20 protein-coding genes are annotated in these 14114 nt (G+C 67.6%); 7 read left to right on the forward strand and 13 right to left on the reverse strand.

The window, feature by feature from the left end:
• The 7 genes from EVU97_RS14530 to EVU97_RS14560 all read right to left on the reverse strand — a co-directional run bounded on the left by EVU97_RS14530 (nucleotide 1) and on the right by EVU97_RS14560 (nucleotide 6681).
• The gene (locus tag EVU97_RS14530; RefSeq protein WP_129666850.1) at nucleotides 1-2391 is read right to left on the reverse strand and encodes an FtsK/SpoIIIE domain-containing protein; all 2391 of its coding nucleotides are present in this window, start codon (nucleotides 2389-2391) and stop codon (nucleotides 1-3) included.
• 198 nt (nucleotides 2392-2589) lie between these two features.
• Nucleotides 2590-2799, reverse strand: coding sequence for a hypothetical protein (locus tag EVU97_RS14535; RefSeq protein WP_129666852.1), 210 nt, complete (start codon nucleotides 2797-2799; stop codon nucleotides 2590-2592).
• Nucleotides 2800-2845: 46 nt separating this feature from the next.
• On the reverse strand, nucleotides 2846-3163 hold the full coding sequence (locus tag EVU97_RS14540) for a hypothetical protein (protein WP_129666854.1): 318 nt from the start codon (nucleotides 3161-3163) through the stop codon (nucleotides 2846-2848).
• Nucleotides 3163-3810 (reverse strand): ParA family protein, encoded by a 648-nt coding sequence (locus EVU97_RS14545; RefSeq protein ID WP_165357990.1) that lies wholly within the window; start codon nucleotides 3808-3810, stop codon nucleotides 3163-3165. The genes EVU97_RS14540 and EVU97_RS14545 overlap by 1 nt, the downstream gene beginning before the upstream one ends.
• Before the next feature lie 81 nt (nucleotides 3811-3891).
• Nucleotides 3892-4611: a hypothetical protein gene (locus tag EVU97_RS14550; protein WP_129666858.1), complete on the reverse strand. Its 720-nt coding sequence runs from the start codon at nucleotides 4609-4611 to the stop codon at nucleotides 3892-3894.
• 2 nt (nucleotides 4612-4613) lie between these two features.
• A complete protein-coding gene (locus EVU97_RS14555; protein WP_129666860.1) occupies nucleotides 4614-6236 on the reverse strand; it encodes a hypothetical protein in 1623 nt (540 codons plus the stop codon).
• 31 nt (nucleotides 6237-6267) lie between these two features.
• The gene (locus EVU97_RS14560; RefSeq protein ID WP_129666862.1) at nucleotides 6268-6681 is read right to left on the reverse strand and encodes a WhiB family transcriptional regulator; all 414 of its coding nucleotides are present in this window, start codon (nucleotides 6679-6681) and stop codon (nucleotides 6268-6270) included.
• 134 nt (nucleotides 6682-6815) lie between these two features.
• Between EVU97_RS14560 and EVU97_RS14565 the strand changes: the two genes are divergently transcribed.
• The 3 genes from EVU97_RS14565 to EVU97_RS14575 are packed head-to-tail and all read left to right on the forward strand — an operon-like array spanning nucleotide 6816 to nucleotide 7893.
• A complete protein-coding gene (locus EVU97_RS14565; protein ID WP_165357991.1) occupies nucleotides 6816-7394 on the forward strand; it encodes an HD domain-containing protein in 579 nt (192 codons plus the stop codon).
• Complete coding sequence (locus tag EVU97_RS14570; protein WP_129666867.1) at nucleotides 7391-7630, forward strand: hypothetical protein; 240 nt, start codon at nucleotides 7391-7393, stop codon at nucleotides 7628-7630. The genes EVU97_RS14565 and EVU97_RS14570 overlap by 4 nt, the downstream gene beginning before the upstream one ends.
• A gap of 29 nt (nucleotides 7631-7659) precedes the next feature.
• Complete coding sequence (locus EVU97_RS14575) at nucleotides 7660-7893, forward strand: hypothetical protein (RefSeq protein ID WP_129666869.1); 234 nt, start codon at nucleotides 7660-7662, stop codon at nucleotides 7891-7893.
• Here EVU97_RS14575 and EVU97_RS14580 read toward each other — a convergent pair.
• Nucleotides 7890-8177, reverse strand: a complete 288-nt coding sequence (locus EVU97_RS14580; RefSeq protein ID WP_129666871.1) for a hypothetical protein — start codon at nucleotides 8175-8177, stop codon at nucleotides 7890-7892. The genes EVU97_RS14575 and EVU97_RS14580 overlap by 4 nt on opposite strands.
• Nucleotides 8178-8517: 340 nt before the next feature.
• Between EVU97_RS14580 and EVU97_RS14585 the strand changes: the two genes are divergently transcribed.
• A complete protein-coding gene (locus tag EVU97_RS14585; protein WP_205744931.1) occupies nucleotides 8518-8709 on the forward strand; it encodes a peptidoglycan-binding protein in 192 nt (63 codons plus the stop codon).
• A gap of 87 nt (nucleotides 8710-8796) precedes the next feature.
• Here EVU97_RS14585 and EVU97_RS14590 read toward each other — a convergent pair whose 3' ends face one another.
• Entirely contained in the window at nucleotides 8797-9822 is a 1026-nt protein-coding gene (locus EVU97_RS14590) for a hypothetical protein (RefSeq protein WP_129666875.1), read from the reverse strand.
• Nucleotides 9823-9991: 169 nt separating this feature from the next.
• On the opposite strand from EVU97_RS14590, the gene EVU97_RS15065 reads away from it, so the two are divergent.
• Together EVU97_RS15065 and EVU97_RS15380 are read left to right on the forward strand one after the other, a co-directional pair.
• Nucleotides 9992-10150 (forward strand): hypothetical protein, encoded by a 159-nt coding sequence (locus EVU97_RS15065; protein WP_165357992.1) that lies wholly within the window; start codon nucleotides 9992-9994, stop codon nucleotides 10148-10150.
• Nucleotides 10151-10282: 132 nt separating this feature from the next.
• The gene (locus EVU97_RS15380) at nucleotides 10283-10408 is read left to right on the forward strand and encodes a hypothetical protein (protein WP_255417470.1); all 126 of its coding nucleotides are present in this window, start codon (nucleotides 10283-10285) and stop codon (nucleotides 10406-10408) included.
• Between the two features lie 5 nt (nucleotides 10409-10413).
• On the opposite strand, the gene EVU97_RS14595 is transcribed toward EVU97_RS15380, so the two are convergent.
• Together EVU97_RS14595 and EVU97_RS14600 are read right to left on the reverse strand one after the other, a co-directional pair.
• Nucleotides 10414-10599: a hypothetical protein gene (locus EVU97_RS14595; protein ID WP_129666877.1), complete on the reverse strand. Its 186-nt coding sequence runs from the start codon at nucleotides 10597-10599 to the stop codon at nucleotides 10414-10416.
• 106 nt (nucleotides 10600-10705) lie between these two features.
• A complete protein-coding gene (locus tag EVU97_RS14600; RefSeq protein WP_129666879.1) occupies nucleotides 10706-11200 on the reverse strand; it encodes an NUDIX hydrolase in 495 nt (164 codons plus the stop codon).
• Between the two features lie 161 nt (nucleotides 11201-11361).
• On the opposite strand from EVU97_RS14600, the gene EVU97_RS14605 reads away from it, so the two are divergent.
• Nucleotides 11362-11997 carry an AAA family ATPase gene (locus EVU97_RS14605; RefSeq protein ID WP_129666881.1) on the forward strand — a complete coding sequence of 212 codons (636 nt, stop codon included), beginning with the start codon at nucleotides 11362-11364 and terminating at the stop codon, nucleotides 11995-11997.
• Nucleotides 11998-12071: 74 nt separating this feature from the next.
• Here EVU97_RS14605 and EVU97_RS14610 read toward each other — a convergent pair whose 3' ends face one another.
• The gene (locus EVU97_RS14610) at nucleotides 12072-12806 is read right to left on the reverse strand and encodes a helix-turn-helix transcriptional regulator (protein ID WP_129666883.1); all 735 of its coding nucleotides are present in this window, start codon (nucleotides 12804-12806) and stop codon (nucleotides 12072-12074) included.
• Nucleotides 12807-13039: 233 nt separating this feature from the next.
• Nucleotides 13040-13279, reverse strand: coding sequence for a hypothetical protein (locus tag EVU97_RS14615; RefSeq protein WP_129666885.1), 240 nt, complete (start codon nucleotides 13277-13279; stop codon nucleotides 13040-13042).
• Nucleotides 13280-14114 lie beyond the last annotated feature (835 nt).

Consider the following 14114-nt stretch of genomic DNA (forward strand, 5'->3'; position numbering starts at 1 on the left):
TCAGACGGCGGCGTTCACCTTCTCGTCGGCCTCGATCGACACCACCTGTTCGTCGCCGTCGCGGGAGACGGTGAGCGCGATGAGGGTGTCGTCGAGGGCGTCCCAATCCACCTCGACGACGCAAGCGGCGAACGTGCCTGTCTCGTCGTCGAGCATGACGATTTGGCCGGCGTCCAGCGACCACGGATCGACCGGCTCGAACGCGTCGGGGTCGATGTCGTCGTCGCTGGCCTCCCCCGATTCGGGTTCGGGCCCCGAGGCGGGCTCGAGGGATGCCTCCTCGCTCACCTCGGCCTCGGTCGCTGCCGGCGCGCGCTCGACGGCGGTCTCCTCGGCGGGCTCGCTCTCGCGGTTGCTCACCAGGCGCAGCGCCGGGCGCGCCGGCGCCTCGTCGACGGCGGGCTCGTCGACGGCGGGCTCGTCAGCCGGGGCGGTGGTGAGCTGGTCAGGTTCGAGGCTGGCCGGGAGGTACAGCTCCTCGTCGTCGTCGAATCCGAGGGAGCCGGCGGCGGGTCGCTGTTCGTCGAGGTCGGCCTCGTCGACGTCGACCGCGGGTGCGGCCTTCGTGCGCGACTTTCCGGCCGACAGCGCGCGGGCGGGGGCGCTCTTGGTGCTGGCGTGCAAGCCGATCGCGTCAAGGATCGCGGCGTCGTCGGCGCTGAGGGTGTCGTCGAACTTCGGCGTCCAGTAGACCTGAGCAAGCTCGGGCGTCTCGCCCTTGCCGGCCACGATCCACGCGCGACCTTCGACCGGCCCACCCGGCATGCTTGTCGCGATGCGGGAGCCGAACACCATGTCGGAAGATTCCTTCTCGACGACGCCACACGCGATGCGCACGCCGTAGTTGCCTCGCGCATCGGTGCCCATCCAGTAGCCGCTGGGCTGCTGGGTGCACATGATGACGTGCATGCGGGCGGTGCGCCCGAGCTGGAGGATTTCATTCAGCTTGCCCCACACCGGCGGCTCGGAGCCGTTGGGCGGCTTGGGGCCGTCACCGGATTTGGCCGCCTCAGCCATCTCAGGCTTCAGCTCCTCGCCCCAATACCGCTTCAGCATGTCGTAGAGCTGCTTGCCCTCGTCGATGAGCACGAACCGGCGCGGCATGCTTGCAAGCATGCTTTCACCCTCGCGGTCGGCGATGTCGTAGCGGCGGAACATCTCGGTGTGCGCCGCTTCGATCGCGTCCCACATCTCGCGCGGGTCACGTGCTCGGGTGACGGCGTTGGGCAGCTTCTCGAACGCCTTGAGTTCGATTCGCTTGGGGTCGATGAGCACGAGTTCACTGTCGGCGGGTAGTTCCGAGACGATGGTGCGTTCGGTTGATGACTTACCACCACCGGTGCCACCGGCAATGAGCATGTGCGGGTTGGGTACGGACAAATCCCACACGACCTCCCCCGAGCGGCCGACACCGATACGCACGATGTTGTCGCGTCGCCCCTTCTTCCCAGGGTGCGGCAATGCGTCGGGCAGCTTCTTTTTCGGGGTCACTTCGGCGCGATCGCGCTCACTGAGCCAACGCATCTCGACCGGACGGCCCAACAGGGATACGACCTCGTTCTGAACTCGTCGCCGCGCGTGAGCTGCGGCGATCTTTCCGTTCAGCTCCTCGGGCCAAACAATCGCGAATCCTTCGATGTTTCCCTCGTCGTCGCGTTGCACTTCTTCGATGCGCGTTCCCGACCCGATCGTGTTGGAAAGGTTCACCGTCAATCGGCGCACATCGTGAGGGGTTGGAGGGGTTGGATCGACGTTCTCCTCGACCGTTTCGGGGCGATAGGTGATGAGCGCGTGATTGCGTTTCTTTTCGAGCACGTAGCCGGCGCCCAGCGTGTCGGTGATGACGCGTGCGGGGGATCGCTTCTCATCGGGGCCGGCGAGAAGTTGCACGCTCGGCGTGCACCAGCGCACCGAGGTCAGGGTGTCGCCCTTCCATCGGGGCCGCTCGAGCAGGCGGTGCGGGGGGCGTCGGTCACGGGTGAGCTGGGCCAGGTTCGCCCCCAACACTTCCAACGTGAGCGCGCGCTCGTCGAGCCGGCGCAATCGGCGCACGGCGAGCGTCCACGCGGCGATGGCCGCGAGGGCCGCGACCACCGCCAAGGGGGTGCGCTGAGCCCACACACAGACGGCGATCAGAGCAGCCGTCGTGGAGACGAACAGGCCCGCCTCGTTGCTCTTGATCCGGCCGGAGTTGAACCAGGCTGCGCAGGCGCCGGCCCACAGACACCCGGCGAGGGCGATCGCTTGCATGTGCAGGTCGCCGAACGAGCGCACGAGCAGCACGAACGATCCGGCGGCGAGGAGTACGAACACGGTCGCGCCGAGGCGGTCGCGCCGCCACGGGGAGACCTCCGAGGAGGGGGTGGTCGAGGGATGCTGTGCCTGGGTCACGGTATGTCCCTTTCGATCTTTCGCTCGGTTTGGTTCGGCATGCTAGAATCCACACGTTCGAAGAATGGTTCGCGAAGCGGTTCTTCGGAGAACGTGTGGATTTGGGCAGCCTCACCGCACCCGCTCAGATGGTGCTTGCTTGCATGGTTTCCGGCGAGCTTGGTTGCTGGCTTGCTGGCCGGCAGGCGACGGGGGAGGTCAGTCGTCGCGCTTGCGCCGGCCGATGTAGCGCACGGCCGAGAAGCTGAGCCCGGTTCGACTCGCGATCGTGCGTAGCGATTCCCCTTGCTCGAGCAGCTCGCGGATCGCTTCGTCGCGAGCTGCGCGGGCAGCTTCGAGGCGGCGCTGAGCTGCTTTCGCTCGCGCCCATGCCGTCGAGGTTTCGCCTCGTGCACGCTCACCTTGCACGGAAGTAGATCGTAGTCACTTCCGGCCCGGTCGACGGGTGAGGGGTTCATGCCAACAGGTCGCCGTAGGCGGTGCGGATCGCGGCGGCCACCGCGTCCTCCTTGGACAGCTTCACCCCGTCATCGGCTGCGGCGTCGACGGCGGCCTCGATCATGTCGAGCACGTCGGCCGGCAGGCGGTAGCTGGCGGGGTACTTGGGCTCGCGTCGGGGGCGCTTGGCGCGGGGCGTCTCAGCGGCCCGCTGAGGCGCGGCGGGCGCGTCATGGGACACCTCGGGCGCCGCCTGGGCGTCGGCGTCGGGTGGGGTCGTGGGCGTGTCACGATGGGCGGCGAACTTCGCCCAATCGACATTCTTTTTCGTCATTATCGAGCCTCTTTTCGTGCGATGACTTCGGAAAGAACCGAGCCATAGAATCCGAGCGGGGGAACCGAGCCCATTGACTGTGCGTATCGCTCAGACAGGGGAATCTCGGTGTCGAGCACCGGGAGTTCCATGCCGTCTTTCAGGTGGGCGCGAACGTCGCGGGCGCTGCGCGTTCCGGCGCGAGCCTTTGTTAACAGAATGGCGAGGTCAAGTTCTTTGATCGCGCCAACTTCACTCGCCGCGTTTAGGGTGTCCTGCAATCGGGCCACCTCGGGCATGGTCGGCGCCATTGGCAACAGGAACATGTCGGTAACGTGCAGTGCTGATCGCAAAACGGCAGGATCGCGGCCGGTGTCGATGACGACGTGATCAAATGTGCCTTTGTTATCGGAGACCAGGCGCCCGACGTGCAGGGTGGGCCACCGTTGCACAATGATGTTCGCCGGCCATTCTTCGCCGGCCATTTCAACCCACGAATATGCGGTCGCGTTCGTGTCGTCGGCATCGACGAGCAGCACCCGCCCGCCCCGCTTGGCGAGGGCCAGGGCGAGGTAGACCGAGGTCGTCGACTTGCCGGTGCCGCCCTTGAGGTTGCCGACCGTGACCGACACCCCCGAGCTGGCCCCTGCTTGCTTACTTGCTTGCATGCTTTCTTTCCTCCTCAGTTCTCTCATGCTTGCAAGCAATCATGCAGGCCAGCAAGCACGCGACGGCGTGCGGGGTAGGGCTCACAAGGACTCTTCGTGACCCGGCATGTAGTAGAGCGGCTCGATACTCTCGATCGGCAGCGAGAGGTCGGGCGGGTTGGAGATGCGCGCCCCATCGGCGCGGCCCGCCATTTGGTCTTTAGCCCAGGCGTTCCAGTCGCCACCGAAGCTCGTGCGGAGCTTCTTGTGCATGTGGCTGACCTTGTACCCGCCCTTCGAGCCCAGGAGCACCGAGGTTCCGTCGGTGAACGTGACGCGGAACTTGGCTCGGTTTCGCCCTTGGGCACGGCGGCGGTTCTCGTCGGTCATGTCGCGGTGCGCTTCGGTGAGAGCGGCCTTGCCGGCCTCGTCGGTCGTCGTGGGTAGCTCCCACTTGTACTTACGCTGACCGCCTTGCAGGTAGGTCACTGACGGCTTCGCCCAGGTCGATCGCTGGGGGTCGACGGTGGGATCGTCAGGGATGCGCGTTTTCTCCTCGCTGCCGGCCTTGGCGCGCACCTTGCGCGGTTTGCCGTTCTTGTCCGTCAGGCGCGGTACGGGCCGCTGTTGACGGCCGGTGTCGTAGACGGCTTGCAGGCATTCGCGGTACAGCTCGCCCGAGGACTCGCCTCGGATGACCTTGCGCACCATGCGCGGATCGCGCCCGATGTTGTCGGCGATTTCGCGTTGGGTCATGCCGAACGCGCGCAGCTCGCCGATGATGTCGGCGACGCTCATCCGCTCCTCGTCGTGCTCACTCATGGTCACGCTTCTCCCGTCGTGGTGAGGGCGGTCAGGTAGGCGTCGATGCCGGCGGCCTCGGCCTGAGCGCGCAGGGTGTTTCGTTCGCCCGAGGTGGCCGGCATGGGCACGTCGTGAATGACACCTTGCAGGCGCAGGCGGCCGACCTTGCCGTCGTCGGCGCCGCCGTGGTCGGTGCCGAGCGCCCATTGGGGAACGCGCGTTGTGTAGATCGCGTCGCCGTTGATGCCGATGAGTTCCTCGGGGCCGACCTCGAGAGCCCCGGTGTTCCACCCCTTGACGCCCGAGGGGCCGATGAGCACTCGGGCGCGGGCGCGTCCCCATACCTGGGAGGCCAGCTCGGGACGGTAGAAACCACGCTGACGCGTCGCGTTGCTTGTGCCGGGCACCTTCACGACGTAGGCGCCGCCCAGCTCGCGCACACTGTGGGCGTGCTCGGCGGGAATCTGGCGCGCATTCCAGAACACCTGCGTCGTCGAGCGGCCTCGCGAGGCAAACGAGCCGATGGTCTGAATGACGATCGCACGCAGCGCGGCGGCAGCGGCGCGGCGCACCACGGGATCGAGGTCGGCGTTCGCGCTCACTCGCTCGCGGGCACGGGTCATGCGATCGGCGAACGTGTCGAGGACGCGGGCCTTGTCGAACTCGACGGCCTCGAGCGGTTCGACGTACCACCCCTCGTTCAGTGCGACGCGCACCTCGGCGCCGTCCGCCCACGTCTCCCAGCTCGCGCCGGGACGGTTGGGGTAGTGCCACCCATCGGCCACGTTGTCGTGCTTCTTGGGCAACAGCCCAACGTGCGGCCACCCTTCGGGCACCGTGACGCGCACCTTGTAGCGGGCGCGGGCGTAGGCGTCGCGCGCGAGCAGCTCGGCCGCCTGGGGGCCGGTCAGTCGTCGTCCGGGGCCGACGCCCAGCTCGCGCATGCACGCCGCGTACATGAACCGGCCGTCGACGTAGGCGAACGTCTCGAGCGGCCCCTCGGGAAGCGGCATCGGCGCGCAGTCGGCGCAGCCGGTGGCGCAGCGGCCGGCGCCGGCCACGAGGTGCTCGATTCGGTGCTGTCCCGAGGTCGCGTGGATTTCCTCGGCGATGTCGTCGGCGACGAGGCCGGGGTCGACGTTCTCGGGCAGGCTGAGTGCCCACATGTTCGTGCCCGTGCCGCCGGGGGTGAGGAACATCTTGGCGTGGCCCTTGCTCACGTCGGCGATCGCCTTCTCGACGATGAGCCACGCGTCGCGCGCCTCGCGCGGGTGGGTCACCGCGTGGCCGAACCACTCGGCGGCGAGCTTGACCTCGACCTTGTGCCCGGTCAGGTCATGGGTGAATCGGCCGGTGGCGGGGGCGTCGAACCAGTGCGCTCCTGGCGTCCAACCGGGCGTCTTGGTGAACAGCCAGTGATGGGCATCGTCGGCGCGGGTGCTGGCGGGCACCTCGCCGGTGAGCATGATGCGGGTGCATCGGAACTCGAGGGCGGCGTCGAGCATGTCGGCGAGGTTGGCGTTCTTGCGGCGCTCACGGGGGCGCACGGTGAGGCTTTGGCCCGAGTCGTGCACGCCGGCGCCGCTGGCGTAGTCGAGCCAGATGGTCGCGACCTTGCTGGGGCTCCACGGGTGGGGGCGCATGGGTGTTCCTTCCGTCGTGACGAGCTGGGGGTCAGGCGGTCAGGCCGAGGCGGACGCGAGCCTTGCCGGTTCGAGTGTGCAGGTCGCCGCCGGCGACGCCCTCGAACATGGTCTCGGTTGCTACCCACGCGCGGCAGGCGTCGAGCACGGGGCAGCTCGCGCACAGCTTGAGCGCCTCGATCACCTCGGGGCCGTCCGTGGCGCCCATGAGTTCCCATTCGCCGCTGCATGCGGCGTCGTCGGCCCACGGCCGGCGGCTTTCGGGGGAGGCGCCAACGGGCGCGTTGTCGAGGCGGCGCAGCATGGCGCGCACGTCGGCGAGCTCCTCGTCGTCGAGCATCATGGTGTGGTCGCGTCGATCGTCGATCGTGGCGAGGTCGGCGTCGCTGAGCTCGTCCAACTCGATGAGTGCCTGCACGGAGAAAAGTCGGGTGCGGTTCGTCATGGCTTTCGCCTTTCCGATGGTCGGTGTGTGGTTGTCATACTCGTGAGCGCGAGTAGTTCCACCTTACAGGCTCACGCTGTATAAATCCACGGTTCATGCTTGCCTTTTCCTCGCGAGTGTTCACACTCGGACGCATGGACATCTCGACGCTTCTCGACCAACTTCCCGAGTCTCGCCGCGCACACTCGATCGCCGTGGGTGAGCGGGTGCGGCGCGCCCTCACTCACGCACCGCACTCGATCGCACCCGAGCATCACGAGCACGTCGTCACGGCGGCGCTACTGCACGACGTCGGATATGCGCCGTCGCTGGCGCATGGCTTCCACCCCCTCGACGGAGCCCTCGGGCTGCAAGTGCTGGGATTCGACCCGATCGTGTGCGACCTCGTGGCCCACCACACCGGCGCCGAGTGGGAGGCCGAGGAGCGGGGCATCCCCGCTGACGCGCTCGCGTCCTACGCCTGCGACGTGGACGGCATCGAGGAGATGCGCGCGTTGGTGTCGTGGGCCGATCTGCACACCTCCCCCACCGGTGAGGCGATCGAGGTCGAGGAGCGTCTCGACGACATCGTGAGCCGCTACGGCGCCGATCACCCGGTGGGGCGCTCAGTCACGGCTCATCGTCTGGCGCTGCTCGCGCTCGGCTCGCGCTTCGATCCCCCACACCCCTACGTGCACGACGAGCGCGACGAGTATGTCGAGGCCCCCCGATGACGGCCGACGACACCCTCAATCCGCCGATCTGTCGCCCACCGATCCCCGCGCTCGACCCGATTGGTCACGCCCTGCTGTGGATCGGCGTCGTCGCTCTGCTCATGCTCGTGGTGTGGGTTGTGCTCGCGCTGCGTTTCCGCGCCCCGTTCTCGGCCGTGGGTGCGTGGCTGCTGGGCGTCGTCGGCGTCGGCGGGATGCTCCTGGCTTTTGCCCTCCTCGGCTCGCGCCAATGCTGACTTCACACCCCAACCGAAAGGATCACCCGATGACCCCGTTCACCTCCTGGAGCCAGGTCGACGACACCCTGCGCGGGTGGGCCGGCGCGGCCTGGGAACTACTCATCGTCGCCGGTGTCCTGCTGGCCTTCTTCTCGATGAGCGGCACTCTGTCGTTCGCCGCCTACGCGTCGATGCAAACCGCAGCCTTCTTGTTCCTGCTCGGCCCAGCCGGCTTGCTCGGGTGGCGCGCGCGTCGACTACTGGCCGCGCGTGCTTCCTAGCGCGTTCTGACCTGGCGCTGCTCGACCCATTCCTCATGCACCACACCGGGCGCGATCACGTAGGCGACGAGCACGCGCCAGGCGCCGGCAGGGTCACGACGCAACGCCACCGCGAGGCCTTGGTGCCACTGCTCGGCGATCAACACCTCGACGTGCCGGTCTCGCGGTTGCACCAACGGCGCCGGCACGTTCTCCCAGGGGCGCGCGTCCTCGGGTTCGGGAATGCCGGCACGCTCACCGAGACCGATGCCGCGCCCCCGACGTCCGTAGCTGCCACCGCTCATGCGCGCACCTTGACACACCTCACCGACAGCCGGCCGGGAACATCCGGTGCCGGCCCCACGCGCGGAAGCTCGCCGCGTCTCATAGACCACCCAGGGAGACCCGCTCTCGGGGGAGGGAAAGGAAAAGTCATGAAGAAGATCGCCGCATCGCTGACGATGGGAGCCGCACTCATCGGGGGAGGTCTGGTTACCACGACCGCGACCGCCACGAGCGCACAGGCCGCGCGGGGCAACTGCATGGTGCAGTCTCCGTATATCGCTATGGAGTACATGGCGTACAGCACGGCCACGCGACCCAAGCCGATGCGCGGGCAGAACCTACGGGTGCGCGTACAACCAGTTGCACTCGTCCATTCGCAACCTTCAGTCCGCGCTCAACCGGAAGGGATACCGCACCACGGTCGACGGCTTCTATGGCTCGGGCACGCGCGCCAGCGTGATCCGATTCCAGCGGGCCAACCACCTCGGTGTCGATGGTGTGGTGGGTTACGCCACGGCCAAGAAGCTCGGCGTCTGGGTACTGGACGCCTGACAAGGTGCCCGCCACAACCGACGAGCACCCGCTCACCCGATCGTCGGGTGAGCGGGTGCTCGTCGTTGGGCGACCTGGCGCCTCTCGTTAGGGGCGACCTCCGTCATCCCATAGGCGAGGCACGTAGTCATCACATGCCGCGTCGGCGCGGCGCGCGACGTCGGAGAACGCGCGGTACAGCACGCACAAGGCGCGCACGGCGCTCCATTCGCTGCTCTCGGCAGCGAACGCGTCGGGGTCGTCCAGCTCGAGGGGGACGCGCACGGACGCCTCGCGGCCGTTGCGCCTCACGATCGCTTGCACTGGCACAACCTTGTCGATCCTGGGCGCGCTCTCGTCCGGCTCCTCTCGCCCCGGCCAAAGCAGCTCGAGAGTGACCCCCTCGAGGAAACCGCGGTCAGTCCACCAGCTCACCAGCGCATCGGCCAGGCGGTCGAGGTGCGCCGGCCAACGGGGCTCGCCATACAGCGCGAAATCGTCGTCGACGCTCTCGAATCCCCGTTCGACCAAATGCGCCCACAGGTCACCCCTGAGGAGGCCCAGCGCCGCATCCTCGTCCACGTCGTCGTGGATGAATGGCGTCACCGCTCGGAGGGGCAGTCTGCCGCCCGTCGACGAGTCGATCGCGCGCAGACGCTGCGCGCGTAGCGGGGCAGCTCGCCACCCGTCCGTGGGCCAGGTGTGCCCGGTGACGTAGAGAGACTTGAGGGCGCTCAGCTCGGCTTGACCGAGCCCTGCGCCCTTGTCGGCGGCCTGCGAGAGCACGTCGACAGAGACGTTGAGTGCGTCGGCGATCGTCGATCGCGACATGCCCAGCGATTCCAGCGACTCGATGACCTCGAACGGCGGCATGTCCTCGACGCGCTCGCGGGCTTCCCTGTTGAGTTCACGCGCCTCGTCGAACCGAGCCTTGCCGCGCTGCGCGGCCTGACGCACCACCTCGCGCGATGTGCCGGGGGTCGCGTCGGCTAGCCGCTGATACCCGCCGTAGGGGCCGCGCTCGGCTGCGTCGATTTGCCACCACTCGTAGAAGATCCGTTCGCGTTCGCGTTCGGAGCGTGTGAGGGCCGCGCGCGCTGCCTCGACCTCCCGCTGAATCTCGTTTGGCTCCACGAGTTCCCCGCCCTTTTCAGCTCGTCGGTTCGGCCCCGCTACGAGGCCAACCCCATCGAAACACAAGGAGCGTTAACATCACAAGCGTGCTTTTCTTTTGATACATTGGGCGAGTCAGCGAAGGGTCGAACCCAGTCCGCTCGATTCGATGTCAGGGAAAGGAAAACCCGTGTCACTTCTCGCTTGGTCGCTGGCTGTCGCCCTGGGCCTGTGGGCGCTGTCCAACCACGTCATCGGAGCACGCAACGGCAACGATGGCGCGCGCAGACTCCGGAACGCTATGGCCGGCCTCGCGCTCATGTTCGTCGGCCTCGCGCTCATCCTCTGACCTGGCCGGCGGGGATGAACGGGGGCGTTACCTCGAAGGCGAGGCCGCCCTCCCACGCTTGACCGCGTTGATGACCGACTGGCGCAGTTCGACGCTCAGCCCGGCCTCGCGCGCGAGCCTCGCGTAAAGGCCGTGCGCGCGGCCCTCATGGGCGAGCTGCTCGGCGTACCACGCGGCGAACGCCGCGTCGCGCTCTCGTTCAGCGGCACGCAGCAAGGCGCGGGCCTCATCGACCCGCGCCTGCGCCTCCTGGGGTGAAAGATTCACGCCTCGCCGGCGTCGGTGATCTGGAAAGCGTCAGTCACGCTCGTGTTCGTCCGCCCTCGCAGATGCAGCTTACGGAGGCGCTCGCGGTGTCCGTTGCTCATCGAAACGTTCCAAGCTTCGTCGAGCACCAGCCGAGGCCGGCCCTCGCGTCTCGCATCTGGCGCCTGTTCACGGTCGGTCATGATCACTCCCAAGTGTCGATGCCTCGAACCCGATGTTCTCGGTCTCCTCGATCCTGCCACGCTTCACCGCACAATGTCTACGCGGTAGACATTGTGGTCTATGTCACTATCCGAGCCAGGGCTCGCCCACGGGTCGGCGCCGCGCATGCTCAAGGCGCATGCGCTGTGAGTCGTCCATCTCCAGCTCGTCGACGTCATCGAGTGCCACCCATTGCACACGCCGACTCTCATCGCTCGTCGACGGCGCTTGGCTGGGGTCGAGCGGGTGCGCACGGAACACGACGGTGAACTCCTGGCGCACCTCATCATCGGGCCGGCCGTGGTCGTAGTGAATGACGTGGAGCGGATCGGTATACGTGCCGACCAGCCCGTCGACCTCGACGTCGAGACCGCTCTCCTCACGCGTTTCACGCACCGCGCACGCCGGCAACGACTCCCCCGCATCCATCGCACCGCCAGGCATCGTCCAGTTGCCGTTATCCGTGCGCTCGATCAGCAACACCCGCCCCTCGTGGGTCACGTAGGCGCTCGCCGAGGGCTTGATCGAGTTGGCCGGGGGTGCGGCCGGGTCGTCGTAGTAGTCACGTCGTCGCGCTGTCATGCCTGCCTTCTTCCTTGTTTTCATGCTTGCTTGCATGAAATCTGCATCTCACGATGGGGAGGTGCCCTACGCCCCCATTGTTGCGGGGCGCTCGGCGTGCTGGGCCGGCGGCGATCCTCGCCGTAGGTTCGGGCCGACCACGAACACTCCTCGGAGAGGGAATGACCATGCACCACCACACGATCGCCGTCACGCTCGGACTCGACCCTGACGGCGCGCCCGTGATCTGGGACGCGCGACGTAACCTCGTCATCGTCGGCAACGCCGGCCAGGGCAAGACCGTTCTCGTGCGCCAGGTCATCGAGCAGCTGCCCCAGCACGCCGACGTCATCGTGCTCGACCCCCTCGAGCGCGTCGAGCGCATCGGGCCGCTCTCACGCCCCGTCGAGGCCGTGCACGACCACGACGCGATGACCGCCGCCCTTCGAGCTCTCGCGGCCTCTCCCTGCCCCGGCCGCGAGAGCGAGCGATTCCTCGTCATCGACGACGGGAGCACCCTCCGAGAGTGCAATCCCGAGGCGGTCGAGGTGCTGCGTGACCTCGTGATGCTCGCGGGGGCTTTCGGGGTGCGCACCGTGCTCAGCACTCAGCGACTCGACGGCTTCGCGCCGACCGCCCCGGAACTATGGCTCGACGAGGCATTCCCTGACCGGATCGTGCTCGGGAGGGGGCGCTACGACATGCCCGCCCTCGTCGGCGTGCCCGCCATGCCCGACAGGCCGTTCTATGGCGTCGCCCGGTTCGAGCTGGAACAGCCCCGGCATGTGCGTCTCGTCGACAGGCCGGCGCGACGGTGATCGCTCGCGCACCACATACGCGTGCTTCCTTGTTTGCTTGCAAGCAATCCGAGGCCGAGGTCGTCGACGGCGATCTATGAGCGGGCGACGTCCCACACGCGCTCGAACGCGTCGCGGTAGTAGTCGGCGAGACCGCCGGCGCCTGGCGCGGCGCGTAGATGGAGAACGGGGTTGTCCTTGGCCGGCAGACCGTGGGTGTGGGGATTGACGAGCAGCTCGTCGTCGAACACGTAGATCGAGACGTAGAGGGGTGTGTCGTGCACGCGCACCTCGACGCCGGGCAGGTCTCGCACGCCGGCGAGGTACTCGCTCGTCGACGCGGCCCGGTTCGGCAGTGACGGCAAACCCTCGGCGATGCCCCGCTCGGCGACGACGGGGGAGAGGGGATCGCCGAGCGCGATGCGCACGCGGCCGCCGGCGGCCGACACCGCCGCGATGCGCTCGGCGAGGCGGAACGTCTCGACGAGGAACCCGCCCGAGAACACGAGCACGTCGAGGCGTTCACGCGTGTTGTCGACGAGGTTCTGCCACACATGCCCCGGCACGACGTCGCGCGAGGGCCACACCTGCACGATCTCGGCCGGCGCACCGCTGCCAGGACGCTCGACGAGGGCCGGCCACAGGTAGGTTTCCTCGGCGCCGACGACGCTCGCCACGCGTAGGCGGGTCGCTGCGCGCGGTAGCCGGCCCTGGGTGATCCACCGCTCGACACTCTTGGGGTCGACCTCGACGGTCTCGGCGAGCTGCGCACGCGTCAGGCCGGCCGCGTCGAGCGCGGCGTGTAGGCGCGTGTTCGGGGTGGAGGGCACGAGGGACAGTCTAGGGACGTTTCAAGTGTCCCCAAATGTCCACGAAATGCGGTTCCTACGTCCCCCCGCACGGGTGCAGGGTAGGGAGCGTGAACAGGTTGACGGCACACAAAGACCGTCGCCCAGGATGCGGAAAATCCCCCGGTAACTCGCGCTCACAAGTAACCGACCGGCATCCGGGCGACGGCCCCAGCAGTCTAAGACAGGCCGCCCCCACAAGGGGAGCGGCCCGTTCACTGTTCGCGCGGGTAGCGTTCCTTGATCTTGAACACGTTGACCCGCGACATACCGAACAGATCGGCGACGGCATACGACGTCCAGCCCTCGTCGCCCAGGCGGTGCACCAGCTCGGCGCGCTCGACCTGAAGGGCCGTGTACTCCTCTTGGAGACGATCGAAAGCGGCCTTGACCTCGCGGGCGCGACGAACGGTTGGCGAGTCGGGCTGTGTGAACAGCGTGCCATCGTCAGACATCGGCTGGCCTCCGTCCTTCGCCCTCGGTGTGTGCTGCATGACATTTCAATCTAACTAGTTATAACCTGTGTGCACGGCGCACGTAAAGCACGTGGCGCCACGCGACGTTACAGGGAGGTTCGCCTCACAACTGAAAAGGCCCCGGCCTCGCTAGAGGAGACCGGGGCTCAGACCAGGAGCAACGCCCCCGACGGCAATCGGGTGCTTGAAAGCAAGTAATCAGTGCTTCAAGTATGGCGCGGCTCCCGGCCCTGAGTCAAAGGGTTTCGGTGACGACACGCCATTCCCTCATCCTCTGACGCCCTTGAGTGGGTGGTGCCCCGAGCGCAGCACGGCTGTGGAAGGGCTGCTAGCGGATTCGCTGCCTCGATGTCGACCAACCGGGGCACCTAAGCCGTATTCGGTTGGCGCGCGCGCACACAAGACACAACGCCCCTCGTTCACACACGGGAACGGGGGGCATCAGTGCGTGAAATCTGAGCAAGCCCCCAACAGGGGCGCACCGCTCACTCCTCGCGCCGGCAGACGGTGAGTGTCGATCTACGACGCAGCGCGAGAGCGAGGCGACGAGATGGGGTGGAGGCCTGGGAGAGCTGTGCAACGCGCCAGCGGGGCACCAAGGGGGTCACGGCACCGAAGGTGCTCGGGTAGCCGCGTGAGCGGCCTCGTGAGCGCGTCAGCGGTCATCCGCAGCACCCAAGCACTCACGAGGCCCGACAGGGCCGCAGGAGAGCGCACACGAGGCCACCGAGCCCGCCAGGGCGAAACCCCCACGCGAGCGAGGGCCGGCGACAGCCGGCACCGGGAGCCGGAGAGGCCAAGGCGCGACAGCGCC

The organism is Dermacoccus sp. 147Ba (genome assembly GCF_004151355.1).
GTDB classification, from domain to species: Bacteria; Actinomycetota; Actinomycetes; order Actinomycetales; family Dermatophilaceae; genus Dermacoccus; species Dermacoccus abyssi.

What these genes read in the sequence shown, in the direction of transcription:
- EVU97_RS14540 (WP_129666854.1), bottom strand. Translation starts at nt 3,163, where the DNA reads ATGACGAAAAAGAATGTCGATTGGGCGAAGTTCGCCGCCCATCGTGAC.
- EVU97_RS14545 (WP_165357990.1), bottom strand. Translation starts at nt 3,810, where the DNA reads ATGCAAGCAAGTAAGCAAGCAGGGGCCAGCTCGGGGGTGTCGGTCACG.
- EVU97_RS14550 (WP_129666858.1), bottom strand. Translation starts at nt 4,611, where the DNA reads ATGAGTGAGCACGACGAGGAGCGGATGAGCGTCGCCGACATCATCGGC.
- EVU97_RS14555 (WP_129666860.1), bottom strand. Translation starts at nt 6,236, where the DNA reads ATGCGCCCCCACCCGTGGAGCCCCAGCAAGGTCGCGACCATCTGGCTC.
- EVU97_RS14560 (WP_129666862.1), bottom strand. Translation starts at nt 6,681, where the DNA reads ATGACGAACCGCACCCGACTTTTCTCCGTGCAGGCACTCATCGAGTTG.
- EVU97_RS14565 (WP_165357991.1), top strand. Translation starts at nt 6,816, where the DNA reads ATGGACATCTCGACGCTTCTCGACCAACTTCCCGAGTCTCGCCGCGCA.
- EVU97_RS14570 (WP_129666867.1), top strand. Translation starts at nt 7,391, where the DNA reads ATGACGGCCGACGACACCCTCAATCCGCCGATCTGTCGCCCACCGATC.
- EVU97_RS14575 (WP_129666869.1), top strand. Translation starts at nt 7,660, where the DNA reads ATGACCCCGTTCACCTCCTGGAGCCAGGTCGACGACACCCTGCGCGGG.
- EVU97_RS14580 (WP_129666871.1), bottom strand. Translation starts at nt 8,177, where the DNA reads ATGAGCGGTGGCAGCTACGGACGTCGGGGGCGCGGCATCGGTCTCGGT.
- EVU97_RS14595 (WP_129666877.1), bottom strand. Translation starts at nt 10,599, where the DNA reads ATGACCGACCGTGAACAGGCGCCAGATGCGAGACGCGAGGGCCGGCCT.
- EVU97_RS14600 (WP_129666879.1), bottom strand. Translation starts at nt 11,200, where the DNA reads ATGACAGCGCGACGACGTGACTACTACGACGACCCGGCCGCACCCCCG.
- EVU97_RS14605 (WP_129666881.1), top strand. Translation starts at nt 11,362, where the DNA reads ATGACCATGCACCACCACACGATCGCCGTCACGCTCGGACTCGACCCT.
- EVU97_RS14615 (WP_129666885.1), bottom strand. Translation starts at nt 13,279, where the DNA reads ATGTCTGACGATGGCACGCTGTTCACACAGCCCGACTCGCCAACCGTT.